15 protein-coding genes are annotated in these 16,331 nt (G+C 65.4%); 3 read left to right on the forward strand and 12 right to left on the reverse strand.

All coding sequences use genetic code 11. The features are described from left to right. The first annotated feature begins 77 nt into the window (after nucleotides 1-77). Together UC34_RS03430 and UC34_RS03435 are read left to right on the forward strand one after the other, a co-directional pair. Nucleotides 78-1,082, forward strand: coding sequence for a 2-hydroxyacid dehydrogenase (locus tag UC34_RS03430; RefSeq protein WP_237165226.1), 1,005 nt, complete (start codon nucleotides 78-80; stop codon nucleotides 1,080-1,082). A gap of 3 nt (nucleotides 1,083-1,085) precedes the next feature. Beyond that, a complete protein-coding gene (locus UC34_RS03435; RefSeq protein WP_044453979.1) occupies nucleotides 1,086-1,880 on the forward strand; it encodes a GntR family transcriptional regulator in 795 nt (264 codons plus the stop codon). Here UC34_RS03435 and UC34_RS03440 read toward each other — a convergent pair whose 3' ends face one another. From UC34_RS03440 to UC34_RS03495, 12 genes are all read right to left on the reverse strand, one after another. Next, complete coding sequence (locus UC34_RS03440; RefSeq protein ID WP_044453981.1) at nucleotides 1,881-3,560, reverse strand: ABC transporter ATP-binding protein; 1,680 nt, start codon at nucleotides 3,558-3,560, stop codon at nucleotides 1,881-1,883. It lies immediately after the preceding gene. 61 nt (nucleotides 3,561-3,621) lie between these two features. Then, nucleotides 3,622-4,410, reverse strand: a complete 789-nt coding sequence (locus tag UC34_RS03445) for an SDR family oxidoreductase (RefSeq protein WP_044453983.1) — start codon at nucleotides 4,408-4,410, stop codon at nucleotides 3,622-3,624. Continuing rightward, complete coding sequence (locus tag UC34_RS03450) at nucleotides 4,407-5,996, reverse strand: class I adenylate-forming enzyme family protein (protein ID WP_084070334.1); 1,590 nt, start codon at nucleotides 5,994-5,996, stop codon at nucleotides 4,407-4,409. Before UC34_RS03450 ends, UC34_RS03445 begins: the two co-directional genes overlap by 4 nt. A 50-nt stretch (nucleotides 5,997-6,046) precedes the next feature. Continuing rightward, on the reverse strand, nucleotides 6,047-6,958 hold the full coding sequence (locus UC34_RS03455; protein WP_084070335.1) for an ABC transporter permease: 912 nt from the start codon (nucleotides 6,956-6,958) through the stop codon (nucleotides 6,047-6,049). A 65-nt stretch (nucleotides 6,959-7,023) separates the two neighbouring features. Beyond that, nucleotides 7,024-8,016 (reverse strand): ABC transporter permease, encoded by a 993-nt coding sequence (locus tag UC34_RS03460; protein WP_044453985.1) that lies wholly within the window; start codon nucleotides 8,014-8,016, stop codon nucleotides 7,024-7,026. Nucleotides 8,017-8,029: 13 nt separating this feature from the next. Continuing rightward, nucleotides 8,030-9,679 (reverse strand): ABC transporter substrate-binding protein, encoded by a 1,650-nt coding sequence (locus UC34_RS03465; protein WP_044453987.1) that lies wholly within the window; start codon nucleotides 9,677-9,679, stop codon nucleotides 8,030-8,032. Between the two features lie 106 nt (nucleotides 9,680-9,785). Then, entirely contained in the window at nucleotides 9,786-10,262 is a 477-nt protein-coding gene (locus tag UC34_RS03470) for a PaaI family thioesterase (RefSeq protein WP_084070337.1), read from the reverse strand. Beyond that, entirely contained in the window at nucleotides 10,259-11,275 is a 1,017-nt protein-coding gene (locus tag UC34_RS03475; RefSeq protein WP_044453989.1) for a quinone oxidoreductase family protein, read from the reverse strand. The genes UC34_RS03470 and UC34_RS03475 overlap by 4 nt, the downstream gene beginning before the upstream one ends. A 109-nt stretch (nucleotides 11,276-11,384) precedes the next feature. After that, on the reverse strand, nucleotides 11,385-12,491 hold the full coding sequence (locus tag UC34_RS03480) for a M14 family metallopeptidase (protein WP_044453991.1): 1,107 nt from the start codon (nucleotides 12,489-12,491) through the stop codon (nucleotides 11,385-11,387). Continuing rightward, the gene (locus UC34_RS03485) at nucleotides 12,488-13,348 is read right to left on the reverse strand and encodes a VOC family protein (RefSeq protein WP_044453993.1); all 861 of its coding nucleotides are present in this window, start codon (nucleotides 13,346-13,348) and stop codon (nucleotides 12,488-12,490) included. Before UC34_RS03485 ends, UC34_RS03480 begins: the two co-directional genes overlap by 4 nt. Nucleotides 13,349-13,746: 398 nt before the next feature. Continuing rightward, nucleotides 13,747-14,541, reverse strand: a complete 795-nt coding sequence (locus UC34_RS03490) for an aldolase (protein ID WP_044453995.1) — start codon at nucleotides 14,539-14,541, stop codon at nucleotides 13,747-13,749. Nucleotides 14,542-14,620: 79 nt separating this feature from the next. Beyond that, nucleotides 14,621-15,352, reverse strand: coding sequence for a haloacid dehalogenase type II (locus UC34_RS03495; protein WP_044453998.1), 732 nt, complete (start codon nucleotides 15,350-15,352; stop codon nucleotides 14,621-14,623). Between the two features lie 108 nt (nucleotides 15,353-15,460). Here UC34_RS03495 and UC34_RS03500 point away from each other — a divergent pair, with 108 nt between their 5' ends. Next, on the forward strand, nucleotides 15,461-16,330 hold the full coding sequence (locus tag UC34_RS03500; protein WP_044454000.1) for a LysR family transcriptional regulator: 870 nt from the start codon (nucleotides 15,461-15,463) through the stop codon (nucleotides 16,328-16,330). Nucleotide 16,331: the final 1 nt, after the last annotated feature.

Genomic DNA, 16,331 nt, shown 5'->3' on the forward strand with positions numbered 1-16,331 from the left:
GGTGCATTTCCGGCATCGCTTCATAAGCTTTTCGTTAACAAATGCTTAGCGCAGCGCGGGGTCGCCGCTACGATGAGATGCCGCTCCATCCTGAAGCCCTTGCGCCATGGCGCGAGGCGCGATCCCCCGAAGTCATGCAAGGCGATACGTTATTGATCAAGTCGGGCGGCGCTGCCGCGCTGACCGAATGGCAGCACCATTTCGCGCGGTTGCTCCCGGGCCTGCGCGTCTACGGCTGGGACGACCCGTTCATCGATCCGCGCAACGTCAAGTACGCGCTGGTCTATCAGCCCGATCATGGGCGTCTCGCGCACTATCCACGTCTGAAGCTGATTCTGAGCGCTGCGGCGGGCGTCGATCACATCCTCGCCGATCCGGCGCTGCCGGCGAACGTGCCCATCGTGCGCATGGTCACCGACGAGACGCGCGAGCGCATGAGCGACTTCGTGACGTTCGCCGCGCTGGCCATCGTACGGGACATGCCGGCGCTGGTGGCCGCGCAGCGCGACGGCCGTTGGGCCAACGAACTGACGGGACGGCTCGCGCGCGACACGCGCGTGAGTGTGCTCGGCCTCGGTGAGCTGGGCCGTGCCGTCGCGGCACGTCTGCAGGCCAACGGATTTCGCGTGAACGGTTGGGCGCGCACACCGAAAGCGATCCCGGGCGTGAACGTCTTCGCCGGTGAAGCCCAACTCGATGCGCTACTTGCCGAGACCGACATTCTCGTCAATCTGTTGCCGGACACCGTGGCGACGCGCGGCATTCTCGGTCGCAAGCTGTTTGCGCAATTGCCGAGCGGCGCGAGCCTGATTCAGGTCGGACGTGGCGTGCATCTCGACCGTCACGCACTGCTCGATGCGCTCGATAGCGGCCGGTTGCGCTCGGCGGTCGTCGACGTCTTCGATCTTGAGCCCTTGCCACCGGAAGACGCCTTGCGCCGGCATCCGAAGGTGCTTGTCACACCGCACATCGCTTCGACCGTGTCGTATGCGGCAAGGGCGCGCCAGGTGGCGGATGTGCTGGGGGCACATGCGCGTGGCGCACCGCTGCCGTTCGTCTACGACGCGCACAAAGGGTACTGAACCATGTCTCCTGCTTCGCCAACGTCTTCATCCTCATCCGCCTCTCACGCCTCTCACGCCTCGCCATCGCCGCTCGCGTCACACGACAGCGAAGAGGCCGTCGCCCTTGCGCGAGGGGACGACGCTTATGAACGTATCCGCCACGACGTGCTGACCTGCGTCATCATGCCGGGCGCCGTGGTGAGCGAGGCGGAGTTGATGCGTCGCTACGGCATTGCCCGCACGAGTTGCCGGGTGGCGCTCGTGCGACTGGTGCACGAGGGATTCGCCCGCGCGATTCCGCGCCAGGGGTACCGGATCTCGCCGATTACGCTGGCGGACGTCGAGGAAATATTCACGTTGCGTGCGCAGATCGAGCCGATGGCGGCGCGGCTCGCGTGCGGCAACGTCGACACCGAACTGCTGCAGCGGCTCGACGAAGCCTGCGAAGCGCCGTTCGCGGACAAGCCCATCGACCATCAGATCGAATGGTTTCTGCGCACCAACCGCAAGTTCCATCTGACGATTGCCGCAGCCAGCGGCAATGCGCGTCTGTATCGCACCCTCGCCGGTCTGATGGACGACATGGCGCGCCTCGTCTCGCTGGGCTTTGGCGTCCAGGGCGTGCGCCCGCGCATCGAACACGATCACGAAAGCATCATCGGCGCCCTGGTCACGGGCAACGCGCCGCGCGCGGAAGCGCTTGCCCGGCAACACATCGAGACGTTTCTCCAGCAGACGAAAGAACACGTCTTCGCGAGCCTGTCGGCCTCGGGCACCTGGCTGCCCTACCTCTCGATTGCCGACTTGCGCAAATGATCAGGCGGCCGCCTGAAGTTCGCGGCGTCGGCCCGGAATCGCGTCGAGCAGCGCGCGTGTGTACGGATGCGACGGCGCGCGAAAGAGGGTCGCCGTGTCACCGTACTCGACCACGCTGCCTGACTTCATCACGGCGAGCGAGTCGCACAACTGCGCGGCGATGCGCAGGTCGTGCGTGATGAAAATCATCGATAGTCCGAGATCGGCCTTGAGCCGCGCGAGCAAGCGCAGCACTTGCGCCTGCACGGAGACGTCGAGCGCGGACACCGGCTCGTCGGCAACGAGCACCTTCGGGCGCATCGCCAGCGCTCGGGCAAGGCCGATACGCTGACGTTGTCCGCCGGAGAACTCGTGGGGGAAGCGATCGAGGGCGTCCGCACTCAGGCCGACGAGTTCGAACAGTTCCAGCGCGTGCGCATGCGCCTCGCGCGCCGGCTCACCGCGTGCGATCGGCCCTTGCGTGACGATGTCGCCCACGCGCCGGCGCGGATTGAGCGAACTGAACGGGTCCTGAAACACCATCTGAATATCGAGCGCCCTGCGACGCGCCTCGGCGTCGAGCGAGGCGCTGGCGAGGTCCGTGTCGCCGTAGAGAATGCGCCCGGCATCGGGCGTCATCAACCGGAGAATCGAGCGCGCGAGCGTCGACTTGCCCGAACCGCTTTCACCGACGATCCCCAACGTTCTGCCGTTGCCGACATCGAGGGTGACGTCGCGCAATGCCGCGCTGTGCGCCTGCGCCTTCTTGCCGAGCCAGCCGTGCTTCGCGTACGTCTTGTGCACCTGCTCGATGCGCAGGACGGGCGGTGCGGTCTCGGCGACTACCTCGGCGACTACCGGGGCGAGCGCAGGCGCGACAGCCGCGCCCGTGCGCGACGAAGCAGGCAATGCAGGCAATGCAGGCACCGCCGCGATCAGTGTGCGTGTGTATTCTTGCGACGGCTGCGTCAGGACCGTCTGCGCCGTCCCTTGTTCGACGATCTCGCCGTGGCGCATGACCGCCACGCGATCCGCAATTTCCGCCACCACCCCGAAGTCGTGCGTGATGAAGAGCACGCCCGTGCCCTTGCGTTGCTGCAAGTCGCGGATCAGCGTGAGGATCTGTGCTTGCGTCGTGACGTCGAGTGCGGTGGTCGGCTCATCCGCGATCAGCAACTCGGGTTCGAGTGCGAGCGCCATGGCGATCATGGCACGCTGACGCTGACCGCCGGACAACTCGTGCGGGTAGCGCTTGGCGGCGTCGTTGGGCGACGGGATCTGCACGGCGTCCAGCCATTCCAGGGTGCGTGCCCGGATCGTGCTGCCGGGCAGGCGGGTGTGCGTGCGATAGACCTCGGCGATCTGATCGCCGATGGTGCGCAGCGGATTGAGCGCCGTCATCGGCTCCTGAAAGATCATGCCGATGCGTGAACCGCGCCAGCGCCGACGCTCTGCCTCGGGCAGCGCCAGCAGGTTGCCCGCGCCTTCCCACGCGATGCGTCCGCCGCTCACCCGTACGCCCGGGGGCAGCAGACCGAGCAGGGTACTGGCGGTCATCGATTTGCCCGAGCCGCTTTCCCCGACCATACAGAGGATCTCGCCGCGCGCGAGCGAGAACGAGACGTCGTGAAGCGCATGCGGACGATCCGCATTGGGCGGCAAGTCGAGCGTGAGATGTTCGACGTCCAGAAGTGTCGTCATGATGGCGGTCCGTAAGGTTCGCGACAAAAAGGAAAGGTCTCGGCGCGGTCTGCGCGCAAGCTCAGAGGCGTTGGCCGCCGCTCGCATCGATGGCCTGACCGGTGATCCACCGACCGGCATCGCTGGCGAGAAACGCCACGATTTGTGCGATGTCGCGCGGCTCGCCAACACGCCCGAGCGCTACCGTCTGCGCAATCGCCTGGCTGGCGACGGGATCGCTGGCGCGCTTGTTCAGGTCGGTTGCGGTGGCGCCGGGCAGCACGGCATTGACGGTGATGCCGCGTGCACCGAGGTCGGCGGCGAGCGAGAGCGTCAGGGCTTCCAGTCCGGCTTTCGCCGGCGCATAGACGCTCATCTCCGGATAGGCCGCGCGCGTGCCGATCGACGAGACGTTGACGATGCGTCCGCCGGACTTCAGATGCCCGAGCGCATGCTGGATCACAAAAAACGGCGACTTCAGATTCACTTGCAGCACGCGGTCGAAATCCTCCGGCGTCACGGCGTCGATGCGCGCCCGAAGGCCGACTCCGGCGTTGTTCACGAGGATGTCGAACTGCGGCGGCAGATCGTGCGCGGCCAGCGCCTGGATGAAGCGTTCGACGAGCAGGCGCGCGCCATCCGGCGACGAGAGATCGGCCTGCACGGCAAAGGCGCGTGCGCCACTGGCGCGCAATTGTGCAACGAGCGTTTCGGCATCATCGGCCGCAGCGTTGTAATGCACGGCGACGCTTGCGCCGCGCGAGGCGAGCGCTGTGGCGATGGCGCGACCGATGCCGCGACTCGCGCCAGTGACGAGCGCGACCTTGCCGTCGAGACGGATCGGATCGTGGGATTCGGAGAACTGACTCATGATCGGATGGCTCCGGTGGAAGAAGTGAGAGAGGTGAGAGATGTAAGCGAGGGCGCATGGACCCGTTGATCGCTCCACGCCTGCGCGGCTTCGAGCGCACGCGCCTGTTCCAGCAGTGCATGCCGGTCGACCTTGTTGGTTCCGGCCCATGGCAGCTCGGCCACAAAGGCGACACGACGCGGGTGCTGATACGCCGGACCGTTCGCGAGCGCGTGTTGCTTGAGGGCGTCGACGCTCAGCGTGCTGCCGGGCTGACGCACCACGAACGCCACCGGCACGGCGGCGCGCTCTTCGTCGGCTAACGGCACAACGCTTGCCTGCCGCACTTCCGGATGGGCCTCCAGCAGCTTTTCCACTTCGACCGGATAGATGTTCTCGCCGGCACAGACGAACATGTCGTCGGCACGTCCCACGAAGTAGAAGAAGCCATTGGCGTCGCGACGCATCACGTCGCCGCTGTAGTACCAGCCGTCGTCGAGCACTTGCGCCGACTTTTCCGGCAGACGGTGATAGCCGCGCATGACCGCCGGATTGCGCATGCAGAGCACGCCCTGATTCGCATCGGGACCGTCGACGAGCTTCACCGCGTCGGGCGAGAGCGGATAGCCGAGCGCCAGCGGCGGCAGCGCAATGCCGTCGGGGTGGGGACCAAAAATGCTCGGTCCGGCTTCCGTGGTTCCGTAGCCGTGATGGATATGGGTCTGCGGGAATGCCGCCTGAATGCGGGCGAGCAACGCCGTGCTCATGGGCGCGGAGCCGAGCATGACCCGCTTGAGCGACGACACGTCGCGCCCGGCGAGCGTCTGCGGGTCTTTGACCAGACGCGCGAACATTGTCGGCACGGCGGTCAGCACGGTAATGCGATAGCGCTCCAGCGCGTCGACGTACGACGCCACGTCGAACGACGGCAGGATCACCAGCGTGCCGTTTACCGAGAACGCGCGCTTGGCCATGAACAGGCCGTTCATGTGAAACAGCGGCTGGGCCAGCAGATAGCGCTCCGTTGCCGGATTGTCGGGGCGCACATAGGTGGCTCCCAATGCCCAGAGTTGTCCCGCGTGCGTGAGCGGCACGCCCTTGGGCTTACCCGTCGAGCCCGACGTGTAGAGCATCTGCGCGACGCGATCGTCGGCGGGACGCACGGCGTCGAAATCCGTCGGCCGGATTTGCGTGGCGAAGCCCGCAGGGCCCGCATCGTCGAAGTCGATGACGGGCACGCGTGCGGCAAGTGCATCACGGCGTGCACCGTCGACGAAGGCCAGCGAGATGCCGGCGTCGTCGATCACGTAGTCCAGGATCTCGCGCGACTGCTTGATGTTGATCGGCACCGCCACGTAGCCCGCGCGCATGATGCCGAAGTAGGCGATCAGGTACTCCGCTCGGTTGAGCGAGGCGATGGCGATGTGCGCGCCGTCGGGCAGTCCGCGCGCGCGCAGGGTTGTCGCGACGCCGTTTGCCAGGCGATCGATGTCGGCATGCGTATAAGTGTGCGGATGCGTCTCGTCTCGCAGGTCGACGATGGCCGTCGTGTTCAGATCGAGAGACCGGTCGACGAGGTCGCCCAGGTTGTGCCAGCGGTGAGTCATAGGATTCGAGGGAACATGGAGTTTCGTGAAACAGGCACGGGGGCAAGCGCTCAGCGCTTGCGCAACGTCGGATTCAGGGCGTCGTTCAGGCCGTCGCCCACGAGATTCAGGGCCAGCACGGCGAGCATGATGGCTACGCCCGGTTCGGCGCACAGGTACCAGGACGAGCGGATCAGCGTGCGGCCTTCACCGATCTGACGCCCCCAGCTCGCGATGTTGGGATCGCCCAGTCCGAGAAACGACACGACCGACTCGTAGAGAATCGCCCCGGCAACGACCAGCGTGCCCATCACGAGCACCGGCGGCAGCGCGTTCGGCAAGACTTCGCGCAGGGCGATGCGCCACGGCGAGAGTCCGACCGTGCGGCAGGCCTGCACGAATTCGCGGGACTTGAACGACAGGCATTCGGCGCGGGTCAGTCGTGCGATGGCGGGCCATGACACCAGCGCCACGGCGATCACCGTGTTCTCGATGCGCGGGCCCAGAATGGCCACGACGGTGAGCACGAACACCACGTTCGGCACGATCTGGAACAGTTCCGTCACGCGCATGAGGACTTCGTCGATCCACCCGCCCCACCACGCGGCCATCGCGCCGATCGACACACCGATGAGCGTAGCGGCGACACTCGCCACCAGACCGATGGCGAGCGTTGCGCGTGCGCCGTGCGCCAGCATGGCGGCGATGTCGCGTCCGAGAGCGTCAGTACCGAGCGGGTATTGCCACTGTTCGAGGGGCCAGATCTCCGGCGCAGCGACGATTCGCAGCGGATCCCCCGGATACCACCACCCGGCACACAGGGCGACGATCACGATCAGCGCGAGCAGCAGCGCACCGGCAACGGCGCCGCCGTGACGCGCGAATTGCTGCCATGCGCGCGCGCCGCGCCGTGGCGCGCGAGGCAAATCGGAGGCGGCGCTCGCGGTGAGCGCGTCGAGGGTGGAATCGGCGGAAGACGTCATAGGAAAAACCAGTTCGTTTCGACGAAGCGGGAGCGTTTCAAAGCGTTACAAGCGCATGACAAGCGTTATGAAGCATGCGTGCGGATACGCGGATCGAGCCGTGTGTAAATCAGATCGACGGCGATGTTCGCGACAATCACCAGCGCGGAGCTGAGCACGAGCAGTCCGAGCACGACCGGGTAGTTGCGGCTCATTACGCTGTCGAACAACACGCCGCCAATGCCGGGCCAACTGAATACGGCCTCGACGACGATGCTGCCGCCGAGCACCGTACCGAGTTGCAGGCCGAGCAACGTGACGACCGGCAACATCGCGTTGCGCACCATGTGGCGCGTGATGACCGCCCGGCGGGTGAGGCCCTTCGCCTGAGCGGTTCGCACGTGATCCTGACGCGCCACTTCGAGCATCGAGGCGCGCATGACGCGTGCGTACGTCGCGGCGTAAAAGAGGCCAAGCGTGACGGCGGGCAACGCGAGGTGATGCAGGACATCGAGCGATGCATGCCATGCCCCCGTGAAGCCGGTGCCGTAATCCATGCCGATGGTCGTCATGCCGCCGACCGGGAACCAGCCGAGCTTCACCGAGAACAGAATGATGAGCATGATGCCGAGCCAGAAACTGGGTGCGGCGAAGCACGCCACCGCCGCAACGGACACCAGCGTGTCGCGCCACGTATTGACGTTGACCGCGGCGATGACCCCGGCGCTCACGCCGACGATGACGGCAATGAGCAGGCTCGCGAGCATCAGCACCAGCGTGGCCGGCAGGTGCGCCATGATGACGTCGAACACCGGCAGGTTGTGGCGGTACGAATACCCGAGATCGAGATGCACGACGGAGTTGATGTAGTGCAGTAGTTGCTGCCACAGCGGCTTGTCCATGCCGTAGGTCACGCGCAAGCGCTCGATCAGCGCGGGGTCGGTCACCTGCTGCTCGGCGGTCATCACGTCGAGCAACGTGCCGGGCACCGACTGGATCAGGCAGAAGTTCATGACGATCACCCCCAGCAGCAATGGCACTGCCTGGAGGACCCGGCGCAGCAGCAGACGCGTCACCATGACAGCCGACTCCTTACGACGCGAGCCAGACGTCGGCCAGCGCGTCGCCCTGCACGTTGGCGCTCGTCGTGGCGCTGCGCACGTTGGTGCGTGTGAGCGTGAACGACTCCATCTCGACGAGCGGCACCAGTGGCACGTCCGTCGCTGCCAGGCGTGCGAACTCGTGTGCGAGCTTCTGGCGCTTTGCGTTGTCGGTCTCGACGGTCAGCTTGTCGACGAGCGCATCCATCGCCGGATTCGAATAGCCGGTGGCATTGCGGAACGCCGCACCTTTGACGATGCCGTCCGTGGTGAAGAACTGCGTCACGACCGGCACGAGTTCGAGCGGCGCGGTGAAGTTCGAGACGGCGATGTCGTAGTCGTAATCGCTGTAAATGCGCTTGAGTGCAGTTGCGCGATCGAGCGAATCGAGCTTCACGGTGATGCCGATGTCCTGCAATGCCTGCTTGAGGTACTGACCGAGCTTGGCGTTCTCTTCGAACCACGCGGCGGCGACCAGATTGACGGAGAAGCGCGAGCCGTTCTTGCGCGGCAGGCCGGCGGCGTCGAGCAGCGCATTCGCCTTGGCGGGATCGAACGGATACTTCGGCACGTCGTCGGTGAAGAACAACGAATTGGTGCGGAAGATCGGGGAGACGGCTGGCTTGCCCCGACCGAAGTAGATCGTGTCGATGATGAACTTGCGGTCGATGGCGTGCAAAATCGCCTGACGCACTTCGCGGCGCTTCACGTGCTCGCGTCGCTGGTTGAATTCTGCGGTCACCGTCCACGCGTCGTTCTCGTAGCCCTTCGTGTCGACGGCGATCTTGCCCGTCTTCACGAGCCGGTCGATGTCGCGTGCCGGCACCGGGTTGGAGAAGGCCACCTGCAACTCCCCGGTCTCCAGCGCGGCCGAGCGCGACGCGGGGTCGCCCCACCAGCGAATGATGAGCTTTTCTGGGTAGGGCTGCGCCGAGTTCCAGTATTGCTCGTTGCGCGTGTATGCGACATGGCTGCCTCGCACCCACTGTCCATATTTCCACGGCCCCGTGCCGATCGGCGTGTTGTTCAGCGGGTTCGTAATGATGTCCTTGCCCGCATAGAGATGCTTCGGCACGACCACCTGATACTGACCGGCGAGGATCGACTTGAAGAAGAACTCCGGCACCGGGCTGGAGAATTCGAGCTTGACGGTATGGGCATCGGTCGCGCTGACCCGCTTGAGCGATTTCAGCGCAACGCCCGCTGCGATCGGCTTCCAGTGCTCCTGCACGTTGTAGACCACGTCATCGGCGGTGAATGGTTTGCCGTCGTGCCAGAGCACGTTCTTGCGAAGCGACACCGTGTACGTCCTGAAGTCGGCGGAGGCGCGTACGTCCGTGGCCAGCACCGGCTGGAACGCGAGCTTCTCGTCGATCTTGAGCAGACGCTCGAGAATCTTGGTCGACGTCATGAACGGACTGGAGCCGCCGCCGCCCGGCACGAAGAGCGCCTGCGGTTCGAGCCCGCCCCAGCTTGCCACGAGCGTGCCGCCACGACGCGGTACGCCGTCCGCTGCGACGGCGCGCGTGGGAGACACCAGCCAACCGGCGGTGCCCGCGAGCACGGCGGAGGTGGCAGCCAGTGTGCCGCTGGCGCTGCGATAGAGAAACTGACGACGGGACAGGCCCCGGGACTTGCGCATGATGAACTCCGGAAAACTCGGCGCCCGGCGATCTCGCGAGGCGCCTTCAATCGGCTAGGCAGTGATGGCAGATGGCGCGACCGACGGCTCGGTCCGCCCGGCTTCCTTAATTGGGCGGCAACGTGGCGTAGCTCGCGCGCCCGATGGCGACGAGCGCACCCTTCGCATTGAACAGGTCGACGTCGGCGACCCCGATGCTCTTGCCGAGCCGCCGCACCCGTGCGATCGCGTGAAGATCGGTGTCGATGGCCGGGCGCAGGTAGTCCACGCGAAAGTTGACCGTCGGCAGTCCGCGTCCGACGAGCATGCCGACGGCGAAGTCACCGACCGTATCGATGATCGCGGCGAGTGGTCCACCGTGCCATTGGCGCGTGCCTTTACCGCGCTCGAAGGCATCCTGGAACGGAATGTCGACTTCGATGACCTGTGCGTCGTGATCGAGCGACGTCACGCGCATGCCGAGCCAGGCGATGAACGTCGAATGATCGAACGCCTTCTGCACCTGCTCCACAGACAGCGTGGAGGGCGATTGCGTCGTCTGAGTCGTCTGAGACGTCTGGGAGGTTTGGGTCGTCGTACTCATGCGCCCACCAGCACTTTGCCGACGATCTGGCGGTTCTCCAGCGACGCGAGCGCCTTTGCGCCGTCTTCCAGCGGCCACTTCTTGTCCACCAGCACGCGCAGCTTGCCGCTGGCGACCAGATCGAGCAGTTCGTGCAGGTCTTCTCGCTCCCAGCCGTTCGAGCCGCGAATCTGCAATTCGAACGTCCAGATGAAGCGCAGATCCTCCTTCGGATCGAAGCCTGCCGTCGCGCCGCACGTCAGCACTCGCCCGCCCTGACGCAGCGTGCGCAGCGAGCGTGTCCAGGTGTCGCCGCCGGTGAAGTTCACCACGACGTCGACGCCGCCATTGTTCGCCGCGCCGCGACGGCGCGCGGCCTTGCCGTAGCGCGTGCGCACCACCTCGACGAAGTCTTCTTCGGTGTAATAGATGATGTCGTCCGCGCCGAGCTCGCGCAGACGTTCGCCCTTTTCGCGCGAACCGGCGCAGGCGATGACTTCGGCGCCGGCCAGCTTGGCGAGTTGCACCGCGCACACCCCCACGCCGCCACTCGCGCCCAGAATCAGCACGCGCTCGCCAGCCTTGATCTGACCAATGCGCTGCATCATGCGCAGCGCCGTGCCGTAGGCGACGGGCAGCGCCGCAGCGTCGTCGAAGGAAACGCCATCGGGCAGGCGCACCAACTGATGTTCGGGCACGCGGCAGAGTTCGGCCAGCCCCCCGTGCGTCGTTTCGCCCACGAGACCGCCGGTCACGCGATTGATCGGGTCAACCAGCACGCGATCGCCCACGGACCAGCCCTGAACGCCGGGGCCGATGCTCGCGATCTCGCCAGCGACATCGAGCCCAATGATCACCGGGAACGGCAGCTTGATGCCGGGCATGCCGCGGCGCGTGAAGACGTCGTGATAGTTCAGCGACGAGGCGCGCACGCGCAGCACCACTTCGCCTTCGCCCGCCACGGGATCGGGAAAGTCGGTTTCTAATTTCAGGGCGCTGTTATCGCCGTGTTCACGCAATACGATGGCTTTCATATCGATTCGAGTGTCAATTTCAGAATGAGCGTCTCCCTCGGGCAGACGCCGATGCTTGTTAAAAAACGGAAAGAGTCAGGTCGTTCTGTACGCTTGCGCGTACCTGAACCTATGCGCGCGTGGCGAGCCCCTGCAGCGCTTGTGCCGTGATCTGCAACCCGTGCGCGAGCACGCTGTTGCGCCACACGGACGAGACGGGCACGAACGCGTCGAGCACGTCGGCGCGCAGTTGGCGATCACGTACGGCGTCGGGGTGGTCCTTGGCACGCGAGCGCAGCCACTGGTCGAGCCGGTTCGCCTGACTGGCGTTCGAGCCACGCGTGCCGAACTCCACGACCGCTCCGATGACCGGGCGTCCCTTGGCAAACTGCTCCACGCCACGGAATACCAGTCCTTGATAGTCGGGGCGTTGCAGCCCATGAGGGCGTTGGTCCAGCACACGTTCGGCGCCCCACCAGCGCGTGGCTTCGCGCTGCGACTCGCTGCCTTCGGCGTTGAAGCACAGGAAGAACGGTTCTCCGTATTCGCCGATGCCCGTATGCCAGTCGATGAGGCCGATACGCTGGGCTTGAGAGAGCTCGCGCTCGACGATGGTCTGCAACGTGACGTTGGACCATTCGCGCGCACGCCCGCCATAGATGAGGCCGTCGGCGTGCGTGTACTGACCGCTGGCGAGCGTGTTGAAGAGGGCGTCCGGGCCATGCTCGGCGCGAAAGGCGTCGATGGCGCGGGCGCTTTGCGCGAGCCCTTCGGTCGTCCACTGCGCGGGAATCAGGTGATCGTGCAGCGATGCGTAGTGCGGATTGACCGGATGCGGCAAACCATGGTCGATGAAGTTGCGATTCAGATCGACGTTGTTTTCCGTGGTACGCGTGGCGTGCGCGAAGCCGTAAGGGTTGATCGCGTGCACGAAGGTCACCGCGACGTCGTTCGGCAACGTGTCGGCGGCGTGTGCGAGCCAGGCCGTTTGCACTGCCGAGCCGGCCCCGCCCTCGAGACCGTGCGTGCCGCTGATGGCCAGCAACTGGTGCGCGGCGTGCGCCGGCCCGAGACGCGCGACATCCACACTGAGTTCGCTGCCGTCGGGCGCTTTGGCGTCGGGATGAACGTAGCTCGTCAGGCTCGCGCCCGCGCGGTCGGCGGCACTGCGAAAGCGTTGGCGCGCGTCTGCATAGTCGACGCCGAACGCCTGCCACCAGGTGGGTTGTCCGCTCATGCCGCTTCCCCTTCCACGAACTGAAGCGCGACGTGGAAACCGTCGGCTGCGGCGACAAGTACCGAGCCGTCGTCGAGCGTGGTCCACGGCACGCCATTCTCGCGCAGCGTGGCTTGCGTCTGGGCAAGCGAGCGTGTGCGCAGAATCAGTGCGACGCTGCGCTCGCTGCCGTCGTTCGTCGTCTCGACACGGCCGAAGCGCTGCTCGGCTTCTGCCGGCGTGACGAAGTGCACGCGGGCGCGACCGGCGGTGAACGAGAAACCCTTGTCGCCGGTGGCGCTCAGAATGCCGGGGCCGAAGACACGGTCGTAGAGCGCTGCGGTAACGGCCGGATTCGGCGACGCGATCACGAAGCCGACGATGTCCGTCACCCCGTTCGGATGGTCGCGCCATTCGTCGCGCCAGACATGCTCGGGGGTGAAGTGGTGGCAGAAGAAGGTGCGGCCATTGCGCACAAGTTCGCTGGCCAGTCGCACGGTGCGAAAGCGGGCGTCCTGCGTGGTGCCGTCGGGCAGGCGTACCGGACGGAAAAACTCGGCGGGCGTCTCCACGCCGATGCCGCGCGCCTGCAATTCGGTGAACAGGCCGAGGGAGTCCTGTGTCTTGAAGACAAGACCGGTGAGGCCGAGCGGGGCTTGCGTGACGTCCGGTCGGGCGGTCGATTTGCCGGCTTCGTAACCGAGCAGCTCAAGATAGTTCTCGCCGAAGATCGCCAGATGGTTGCTGGTGCCGAGCGAATGATGACCTCGTTCCGTCAGCGAGAAGCCCAGCCGACGGTAGGTGTCGACGGACGCTTCGAGTTCGCCCTTGACGTTGATGACGACGTGATCGAGAACCGGTGCGGGGAGCTTGCTCATGCCTGACCTCCAATGCGTTGATGTGGGAAGGAAACGATGGAGGTAGGGTACACAAACGCGACTACGGCGGTGAGGGCGGTGAGGGCGGTGAGGGCGGTGAGGGTGGTGGCGGCGACAAACACACCCGAAACAGAACGACTGGACACGACAGCTCCCGGCAGAAAATGGACGACTTGCCCATTCTAGAAGCGTGCCGGGGTCAGCCCAACTGATGCTTTTTGCTTTGCTTAGCGCTGCATGTGCGCTTGTGAGCCGCTCACGAAGTGCGCGGGGCGATTGTCGGTCCGCCGTCGGTCTGTCGGCCTTGCTGGGCGGGCGCTCTCACTGGATGAGATGCCCGCGCCGACAAGATTGCTGGGCGCCTTCCGAGACGACTTTTCGCGGTCTCGGCGTCGACCTTAGCAGTCGAACGGCACCCCGGCGGCCCGCAGACGGCGCATTGCGCTGTCCAGATGAGCGCGGGCGCTGTGCGGGTCGCCCGCGCGCATGTCGGCGGCCGTGCGTCGGGCGATGGCTTCGGCTACCGGACGGAGCTCGCGTCCGGTGCTCATCGCCTTGCATTGCACTTCGCAGGCCCGTTCGAGATAGTAGAGATCATCCCACGCTTCGGCAATGCTCGGTCCTGCGACCATCACGCCGTGATGCTTCATGAACACGATATCGGCGTCGCCCATGGCCGCCGCGATGCGATCGCCTTCTTCGTTGCCCAGCGCCAGACCGTTGTAATCGGTATCGACGACGGTTCGGCCGTAGAACTTGAGGGCGGTCTGTCCTGCCCAGACAAGCGGTTCGCCCTCGCTCATTGCGAGCGCGGTTGCCCACGGCATGTGGGTGTGAAAGGCGGCGCGCACGCGCGGGTTGGCCTTATGCAGCCGCGCATGGATGTAGAAGGCCGTGGCTTCGGGCACACCGTCGCCGGCCACGACATGGCCGTCGACGTCGCACACCAGCAGATTCGACGCCGTGACTTCTTCGAACGCCAGTCCGAAAGCGTTGACGAGGAACCACCGGTCGCTGCCCGGCAGCATTGCCGAGAAATGATTGCAGATGCCTTCCTCGAAGCCGTGCATCGCAGCGAGCCGGAAGCATGCCGCGAGTTCTTCGCGGGCGGTGCGTACGGCAGGCGAATCCAGATCGATATTGTCGATGTGAAGGGATGCGCCGTCGGTGCTCAACGATAGCGTATGCGCCATGTCGGTCTCCTCGTGTTCACGGGTTCGCGGGGTCATTCGGTCGTGCGGGCTGCGGCACTGAAGCTGCAAAGTCAGTCCCCTACCACCCCAACGAATCGAATAACGGTACCACGGCGTCGAGCGTGGCGACGGTGGCGTCGGGCGTGTAATCGGGCAACGGACGGCGGCCCGTGCCGCGATCCACCCACACGCACCGGAAGCCGATGTCGCGCGCGGCGGCGTGATCGAGATGGGGGCTGGCGCAGATATGCACCACGTCGTCTTTCGTCACGCCGAGCTGAGCGTGTGCGTAATCGAACAGGCGTCGGTTCGGCTTGTACGCCCCGGCTTGCTGCGCCGTGATGACGCGATCGATGTGCCCGCCCAGTTGCGCGACGTTGCCCGCAATGATGTCGTCGTCCGTGTTCGAGATGATGCATAGCCGGTAGCCGCGCGCCTTCAGAGCTGCGAGCGTCGGCACGACTTCAGGAAATGGCGGCATCGCGCAGATGTTGCCCGTCAGCATTTCGATGTCTTGCGGCGAGGCTTGCAGCCCGAGGTCCTGTAACGCGAGGCGAAGCCCCTCGCCGGCGACGTCACGGAAGCGGCGATGCGGCGGGGTTTGCTCCAGCGCGTGCTCGTGCCGATCGAAGGTCGAAATCAGGTCTGCCGTACCGATGTTGTGACCGGGCTTGCTTTGCAGGATGCGCGTGACGGCGTCGCGCAGGCCTTCGTCCCATTGAATGAGGGTGCCGTAGCAGTCGAAAGTGAGCCATGGCGCGCGCGTGCTGTGTTTCAGCGAAGCTTTGGGTGAAGCGGACGGAGTGGACATGACGACGCTCGAAGGAGGTGGGAATGTCGTCAGCGTAGTCATTCGCTGAGATATTTGGAAATTAAATTAAAATCATCAACTTATCGAACATGCAAATATGGTGCCGCCATGATGGATCTCGGCTTGCTCAAGACACTGGTCGCGGTGGTCGACGAAGGCAGTTTCACGCGGGCGGCGCAACGGGTACACCGAACGCAGTCGACCGTGAGTCAGCAGATCCGGCGGCTGGAGGACGACGTCGGACGCCAGTTGCTCATGCGAGACCGCTCCGGGGTGAACGTCACGCCCACGCGCCACGGCGAACTGCTTGCCCAATACGCGCGCAAGCTTCTGGCAATCTCGATGGAGGCTGTCGACGCGATGGAGAACGACGCTCGCGTGTCGACGGTGCGAGTCGGGCTGCCGGAGGACATCGATGCGCGCCGCATGGCGGACATGCTCTCGCGGTTCGTGCAGACCCACGGCGACATCCGGCTGGACATCGTGGCGGGAATGAGCACCGACCTGCGCGAGCGGCTAAGTGCGGGCGACCTCGAGCTTGCGCTCGTCAAGCGCGAGCCGGGGCAGGGAGATGCCTTGATGGCGTGGCCGGAGACGCTGGTCTGGGCGATGGCGGCGAATGCCGACACAGACGCGCTGGCGCATGCGCCGGCGCCGCTCGCGCTATTTCCTCAAGGTTGCATTTACCGCCAGCGCGCGATTCGATGTCTGGATGCGGCGCAACGCCCGTGGCGCATGGCGTTCGGCAGCCACAGCCTGGCGGGCATTCAGGCAGCGGTGTCATCCGGTCTGGGCGTGTCGGTGTTGCCGGAGACGGTGCTGCTAAGCGACCACCGGATTTGCGATGCCTTGCCCCCGCCGCCGCCTGCCGAGATTGCGCTGGTGGAGGGGGGCGCTCCGCCGTCGGCACCGCGCCGTGCACTGGCCGATTTCCTCGCTGCGACAGTGGGCGAGACATTGGGGTTGACGGTGGCTTAGG

The sequence above is a fragment of the Pandoraea vervacti genome, from assembly GCF_000934605.2.
Lineage (GTDB): Bacteria > Pseudomonadota > Gammaproteobacteria > Burkholderiales > Burkholderiaceae > Pandoraea > Pandoraea vervacti.